This window comes from Vibrio sp. 1CM7H, assembly GCF_023161645.1.
Lineage (GTDB): Bacteria > Pseudomonadota > Gammaproteobacteria > Enterobacterales > Vibrionaceae > Vibrio > Vibrio diabolicus.
In genome coordinates, this window is the sequence record NZ_JALNTV010000019.1 from 1 (window position 1) to 6,247 (window position 6,247).

Annotated in this window: 7 protein-coding genes; 6 read left to right on the forward strand and 1 reads right to left on the reverse strand. The window is 43.4% G+C overall.

Going from position 1 to position 6,247, the window contains the following annotated elements:
- Positions 1 to 152 precede the first annotated feature (152 nt).
- The 3 genes from MSG33_RS23340 to MSG33_RS23350 all read left to right on the forward strand — a co-directional run bounded on the left by MSG33_RS23340 (position 153) and on the right by MSG33_RS23350 (position 1,337).
- Positions 153 to 623, forward strand: coding sequence for a hypothetical protein (locus MSG33_RS23340; protein WP_248382311.1), 471 nt, complete (start codon positions 153 to 155; stop codon positions 621 to 623).
- Positions 624 to 718: 95 nt separating this feature from the next.
- A complete protein-coding gene (locus MSG33_RS23345) occupies positions 719 to 1,093 on the forward strand; it encodes a hypothetical protein (protein ID WP_248382305.1) in 375 nt (124 codons plus the stop codon).
- 70 nt (positions 1,094 to 1,163) lie between these two features.
- The gene (locus tag MSG33_RS23350; RefSeq protein ID WP_170875014.1) at positions 1,164 to 1,337 is read left to right on the forward strand and encodes a hypothetical protein; all 174 of its coding nucleotides are present in this window, start codon (positions 1,164 to 1,166) and stop codon (positions 1,335 to 1,337) included.
- Positions 1,338 to 1,437: 100 nt separating this feature from the next.
- Here the strand turns inward: MSG33_RS23350 and MSG33_RS23355 are convergent, their stop codons facing one another.
- The gene (locus MSG33_RS23355) at positions 1,438 to 2,025 is read right to left on the reverse strand and encodes a helix-turn-helix transcriptional regulator (protein ID WP_031821778.1); all 588 of its coding nucleotides are present in this window, start codon (positions 2,023 to 2,025) and stop codon (positions 1,438 to 1,440) included.
- Positions 2,026 to 2,274: 249 nt separating this feature from the next.
- Between MSG33_RS23355 and MSG33_RS23360 the strand changes: the two genes are divergently transcribed.
- The 3 genes from MSG33_RS23360 to MSG33_RS23370 all read left to right on the forward strand — a co-directional run bounded on the left by MSG33_RS23360 (position 2,275) and on the right by MSG33_RS23370 (position 6,215).
- Positions 2,275 to 3,600, forward strand: coding sequence for a DNA polymerase (locus tag MSG33_RS23360; protein WP_248382307.1), 1,326 nt, complete (start codon positions 2,275 to 2,277; stop codon positions 3,598 to 3,600).
- Between the two features lie 25 nt (positions 3,601 to 3,625).
- Complete coding sequence (locus MSG33_RS23365) at positions 3,626 to 5,479, forward strand: hypothetical protein (RefSeq protein ID WP_248382309.1); 1,854 nt, start codon at positions 3,626 to 3,628, stop codon at positions 5,477 to 5,479.
- Positions 5,480 to 5,630: 151 nt separating this feature from the next.
- On the forward strand, positions 5,631 to 6,215 hold the full coding sequence (locus MSG33_RS23370) for a hypothetical protein (RefSeq protein WP_069517885.1): 585 nt from the start codon (positions 5,631 to 5,633) through the stop codon (positions 6,213 to 6,215).
- The last annotated feature ends 32 nt before the right edge of the window (positions 6,216 to 6,247 follow it).

The window sequence follows — 6,247 nt, forward strand, 5'->3', positions numbered from 1 at the left end:
AAAGACAGGAACAGTACCGGAAAAGACAGGAAAAAATCCCTAGGCGTAACAAGCAGCAAAATGAATTTATATTATTGAATTGTAAGAGCCCTTACTGGATTCGTCCGGTAGGGGCTTTCTTATTTCTAGCCCAGTTAAATAAAGGAGTTTCTATGAACCAACCCAAAAACAGCAGGAAGAATGCAGAAGCTGATACATCTAAACCCACATTAGTAGACCATCCATTCTCTACCATTCTCAAAACAGGTGAAGCACCAAAACTAGGAGCTAAGGCCCAAGGAACGGTGCTCTACGAGATTGCTAAAAACAGCGAAGATAACCAACTCTACTTTCGAATTGCCGGACAAAGTGGCGGGGCCGGATTACATTCAAAACACTGGGTTCCACTTAACGAACTATTCCAGTTGATCGAATCTCAAGGTGATAACCCGTGGAAAAGTCAGGTCTATAAAGCCCTATATCCTTCAGGTTCAGCCAATAACCTAGGGTTTTGCGCCTCAATAGTTAGAGACTTAGGTCTAGCCCAAAAGTCCGAATCATCAATTTATCTCCACGTTCTAGGCGACGAATACCAACAGCTAAAAGCAGAGCTGTTAGCGCTCGCAGACAAGAAAACAAAATAGCCCTTCCATTTATCGTCGCTGACGTCGTACCGACGACGCCGACAGCAATCCATATCAAATTCTTCAATCAGTAAATCTAATAAGGAAATGTAGTAATGAAAAAACTACTAATCAGTGCGTTAGTTCTAGCTAGCTTTGGTGCATCAGCAGGTCTATTTAGTTCGGATACAGATGATGCAATCCAGACAATTAAAGAAGGTAGCCCAGATGGTTGCCCTTACGTAATAGGGGACATGATCGACTCGGCATTCACCAATGAAACATGGAAATCAGGTAGAACCAAATCGGGGCGAATCTTCGTTGATATTGAAGGTGATGTGAATTTCCGCAATCAAGAGCAGAAAGCATTTATGCAATTCGAAGTTGATGGTGATGAGTTCTGGCTCAACACATTGAAGCTAAATAACCAGTACCAAAGTCAGATGATGACTCGTAGCTTCGCAAATCATCTATGCGATTCAGTTAAGTAAGCTGGAGTATTAAATCGTTAAGGGTGATATCGAGAGGTATTGCCCTTCTTTACTTCCCAAAGGAGCAAACATGCAAAGCAGAACCTTTTCACAATCATCATCCCAGTCAAAAAAGAACACAGGTATTCGTGCGGCTAAAGTCGGTGCTGCTATTGGGGCTAGGTATGGTCCATATGGGGTATTAATCGGTGGTCTAGCTGGCTTTGTGATTGGTGTCGTCGCCGACGAGGTTATAGATGATTGACGGACAAGTTAGGTGAGCAGGGGAGAACCTCTGCTTTTTTTTGGGGGGGGGAGCTCGACAGCGACGACAGCCGCTGCCGTCGCGGCTAGAGATAAAAAGGTTAGCTTTCTCCTGAATTACGAGCTTGTTCATAGTCGTAGATAGATAGAGCCTCTCCCAAGTCGTACTTTTTGTCCCACTCAGTGAAGACTGCGCGTCGGCATTTCTTCTTTAACTCTAGCTTCTGTTCATCACTGTACATAGCGAAAGTCTTATTCTTTTTCAATGCTTTAACTTCACTGTTGTATCTTGCTTCTGTTTTTTCTTTTAGTTTTTCTTCCCAACGAACTTTATCCAGCCTGAATGGCAATTTAGCGTGTGTAGTTGAAATACCTTCGCTTTCCAGTTGAGATATTTTCAGTTCAACTGCAGCCATAAAATCAGTAAGAGTGATGCCATAGACCGAACAAAGATTACCTATGTGCAGTATGTTTACTATCACATCTCCATTTTCAATTTTCGCATAGGTAGCTTTAGTCATACCTAAGCGTTCTGCAATTTCATCTTGGTTGTAACTGTTCACAGCTTTTACTTGCTCCATATCTCCGCCAGAACGAATAAAGTCAAAACCAAACATTCTTAACTGCTTGATTAGTAGAGAAGTAATGGTTGCGTAGCTTGTTAGTTTTGGTATCTGAATGGTTGGCATCTGGATTCCCCATCTTAGTTTTTCTCGGAAATCTTATCACCTTGAACAAAACTAAAAAATACCTACCTTTCAGAAAAAATTAAAAATCTTAAATATTTTTTATTGAATAAAATTAAGAAAAGAGTATATTTTGAAAATAAATAAGAAATAGTGATAATTTCTCGCTCTTTAAAAATTTGGTAAAGGTCTAGCGTTTACGTCTGTGGTCAGTGTGAGTTGTTGTAATCAACATATAGGGGGCTAGCAGAAATGCTAAGCGAAATAAGAGATGAGGAACTGTTCCGCTCAGGAATGCTTCTAGCGAAAGCGAAACACATCTCAGCATGTAAACCAATAAAGAATAGGGTCAAAGCCGAGCGGTTGGAAGATTGGTTAAACCAATACAAATCCTTCGAACCTCCATCAGACTTCCTTACTACAAAACTGGAAGAACTGGTGGGAGATTCGGATGTACTCGGCGACAGCGACGACAGAGCTTACATAGAAAGCTGTGTTCTTCGCTATCAACGAGGCATACCGATACATATCGGTCGATTAATGAAATACCAACGAAGCTTAGAAAATGGTGAGGCGAATCTCCAGCACCTAATAGGTATGGGACTTCTCAGCATTGATGATGAGAACCGCATACAGGTGATGGGTGATCCTGCTTTTTTTCTCTCAGGTCCAGAGTTAACACTCTGGCCGAGGAATCCAGATGACACGTTGGTGATAGAAAGGCGCAAACTGAAAGAAGTCAAAGTAGATCTCGCTCAGCGAATGTACATGGCAATGATGTACGTTCGGTACAGAAATGTATTGCGGTTCAATGTTGATTTCCGAGGTAAGCATCATGAATGGCCTAACCCATTCGGATCTTCGACAGGTAGAGAAGCACCTAAGGGAGCATCATTCAACTACCTATCAAAAACTATACGCAATCATCTGCTTCACCCCAAAAAGGGCGACCAGATATTTGTGCTCGATTACTCATCTCAAGAGCCAGCATCGCTCGCTGCAATGTCAGGTGATCAGGAACTCTGGGAGGCGTACCAGAAGGGAGATCTTTATCTCGAGCTACAATCCAGATCTAAGCACTTCTCTGGGCTAGATCGAAGTAAGTTCAAGCGGCTATGCAACGCCCACCTTTATGGCATAACTCCTAGAGGAATATGCAGAGAGTATGGTATCAGCCCCTTAAAGGCAGCTATCTGGGATAGAGAGTTAAGAACTATGCTTCCTCAGGCCAATGCGTATCTAGATCAGAAAGTTAGAGAAGCAAGAAAGCAAGGTTATGCGGAGGTGTTCGGTTTTCGACGAACCGTCGACGCCGACACGAAAACTTCTACACTTCGCAATTTCTATGTCCAGGCAGTGTGTAGTTACATGCTGCGTAAGCTCTGCATCAAGCTAGAACAACTCAATATTCCACTCATTTTTGCAATTCATGACTGTATCGGCGTCCAGACCCATGCAACAGATTTAGAGACATATGCCTTAGCAGAAAAGGCGATGGCGGATGTGTCTGAGGAAGTGCTCGGAGAAGGCTACCGCCTACGGTGTGATTGTGAATATCACGTAATCAATAATCACTAACTAACAAATAAACAGGAGATAAACTATGGCGCTGAATATACGTACTAAAAAAGGGAAAAACAAAGCTGGACCGAAAACACCTTTTCAACTAATGGAGAGTCACCTTGCGGTGATGTTGACACAAGCATTAAAAGAGAACGAAGGCAAGCTCGGTGACAGCCTTGCACAAGCTATGCAAAACCTTCCTAATGCTGCGGTTGCGCTCGACAATTCTACGCCAGTTCTTGTAGTGGATGGTGGTACAACAAATTACAGCACGTCTCTAAACGGTCAAATTAGTCAGGCGGTTGTGGCTAAAGCTGCGCGCGCTGCTGGCGTAAAAGGTTTAACGGTAAAAAGTGTAGAGAAAGCACTGGAAACTGTCAGCCTAGACGCGGTTTTGGAGGGGGCAGATGCAGATGTGAACATCTTCAATGCTTACATTGACGTTGACAACAAAAGTAAAGGTGTTGCGCTTGATGCTCGTAGTAGCGACGGTCGAGGATTGGTTCTCGCTGGCGGTGAAGTTCTGCTTAGCGATAAAGAAACAGATATCACCTTCCGTTATGCCCCAAATAATGGACACCTCCAATATGTATCCGGCTGGGAGCAACAAGATATACCGTCTAAACTGCAAGAACTCTTTAGCAATCTAAGCTATGGCCAATTTGTAGCCATCATGGCGTATGCAGGTTTTATATTAAGTCACCCGAGAGCTGATGGGCTTACTTATCCGATTCTTTACCTTCATGGGAATGCTGGCTCTGGTAAAACGACAGTCGCCCGCTTAGTCGCTATGCTACTGGGACTAAATGGGACGAAAGTGAAGACTCAGCCTAAAGATATTCGTGATCTTATTGCTACCGCTTCCCACAACTACTTGTTGTGTTTCGATAACTGTGGTCGCATTAGTGACGAGTTGGCCAATGGTATGTGTAGCGTGGCAACGGGTGGCACCGTTGATGGTCGTAAACTCTATACGAATGTAGATTTGGTCGAAACGCTCCTTCACCAACCAATGATATTAACGGCGATTAAGTTCCCTAAACAATACGATTTATGCACTCGTTCAATATTCATCAAAGCGGGTAAACCACGAATTACCTACGCCAGTGACACAGAGATATACCAAAAGCTAAGTGCAATCCTCCCGTATGCCCAGTCGTGGCTGCTCAGTATGACCGCAAAAGCTATGGCAATGTTGGACGATGTTTCATCTATTGCCAAGTTCCGAGGTGGCGACTTCAATACATTTCTAGCAGCCTTCGAAACTGTATTGGGTATTACCGATCAATCAGTCCAGCAGGGTGTAAACAAAGCGCAGGAAGAAGCCCTGAATATGCAGGCTTTAGAACATGATGAGTTGTTGGCGAGCATTATAACTATCGTTCAGCAGGAGAAACTTTTTACTGGTGGTCCAACGCAGGTTCATAAAATGCTACATAGTGCCATCATGTCAGAAATGCGCCGTCTACCAAGCAACTGGCCTCAGAATGCGTCAGCTTTAAGTACTAAGCTTAACCGTATGAAAGAGCAGTTAGAAAAACATGGTGTCGAGGTTATCTCTGGTGGCACACGAGGTACTAACGGACGTAAGCTAACTCTTCGTGCAATCGAGAAAGCTCAGAATGTCGAAGACATAACCGCTCTCGAACCATCGTTCTCTGAGCCGCTGACGTATCCAGAATCAGATCCACTAGAAGTTAACCGCTCTGTTGAAGAGCTCCCAGAACTCGACCCGGCTGACATGGACGATGATTTTGACCCGTTGGATGACAGCGAGATGGACCGATTAATGGAAGAGTATGAGCGCGAAATAAGCGAACTTACTTCCCCTCCTAAATGGCATGAGATGACGCAAGCGGAATCTGATGCGGCTACATCTGCACTTCTTGGCTGACCCCGTCTCTAAATTACATTTTCTTAATCAGCCTTAGTGATGTTTCTAGAAAAGCATCGCACACAAAAGTTTATACCTTTAAATCAACGCTTCTGGGCTTGTATACATTCAAGCCTAGTGGCGAAGCATTAACTAATTTCGAGGAACTACCATGAAAAATATGACTCAAACGCAATCTATCCCAGAAGCAATTATGGATGAGATGAAGTTTTTAAAGGGGCTAATAGACAAAACGAACTTCAAGAGTGAGAAGCTAGATATTGAAATAGATAACACGGCTGAAGCCGTCTCTTTTCCTGAATATAACGGCTGTGCTGTGGGCATGGTTATCAACACAGGGAAATGTTTTTATAAGTTTGGAGAGGATGCCTGTAGCGGCGTTTATGACCTGATGAATATTATATCTACAGATTGGCAATCTAGTTCGACAGGTGGAACTACAGTACGCTTGAATTCGTCTGTTAAATGGCAGGGAGTCGCTCCAAGAACGTTTAGCTGTGAGTATGACCTAGCCTCAGAGGCAGGCATCCCACCATCAATATACGAGGCTTATGCGTATTTAAGCGCAAATTCAGAGCTTTCTAAAGGTGAGTTATTAGAGATTTTTGGAGGGGCAGTCTGCTCTTTAGCGTGCAACACTTTCTATTATGATTTCGACTGTGCAGACGACTTAGAAAGTTTTTACTTTGATGCTTACGCTGCATTTAACCGCGATTTAGCAACGATACAACATTAAGCCTCTCACTACTCAGACCTACACTACCGATG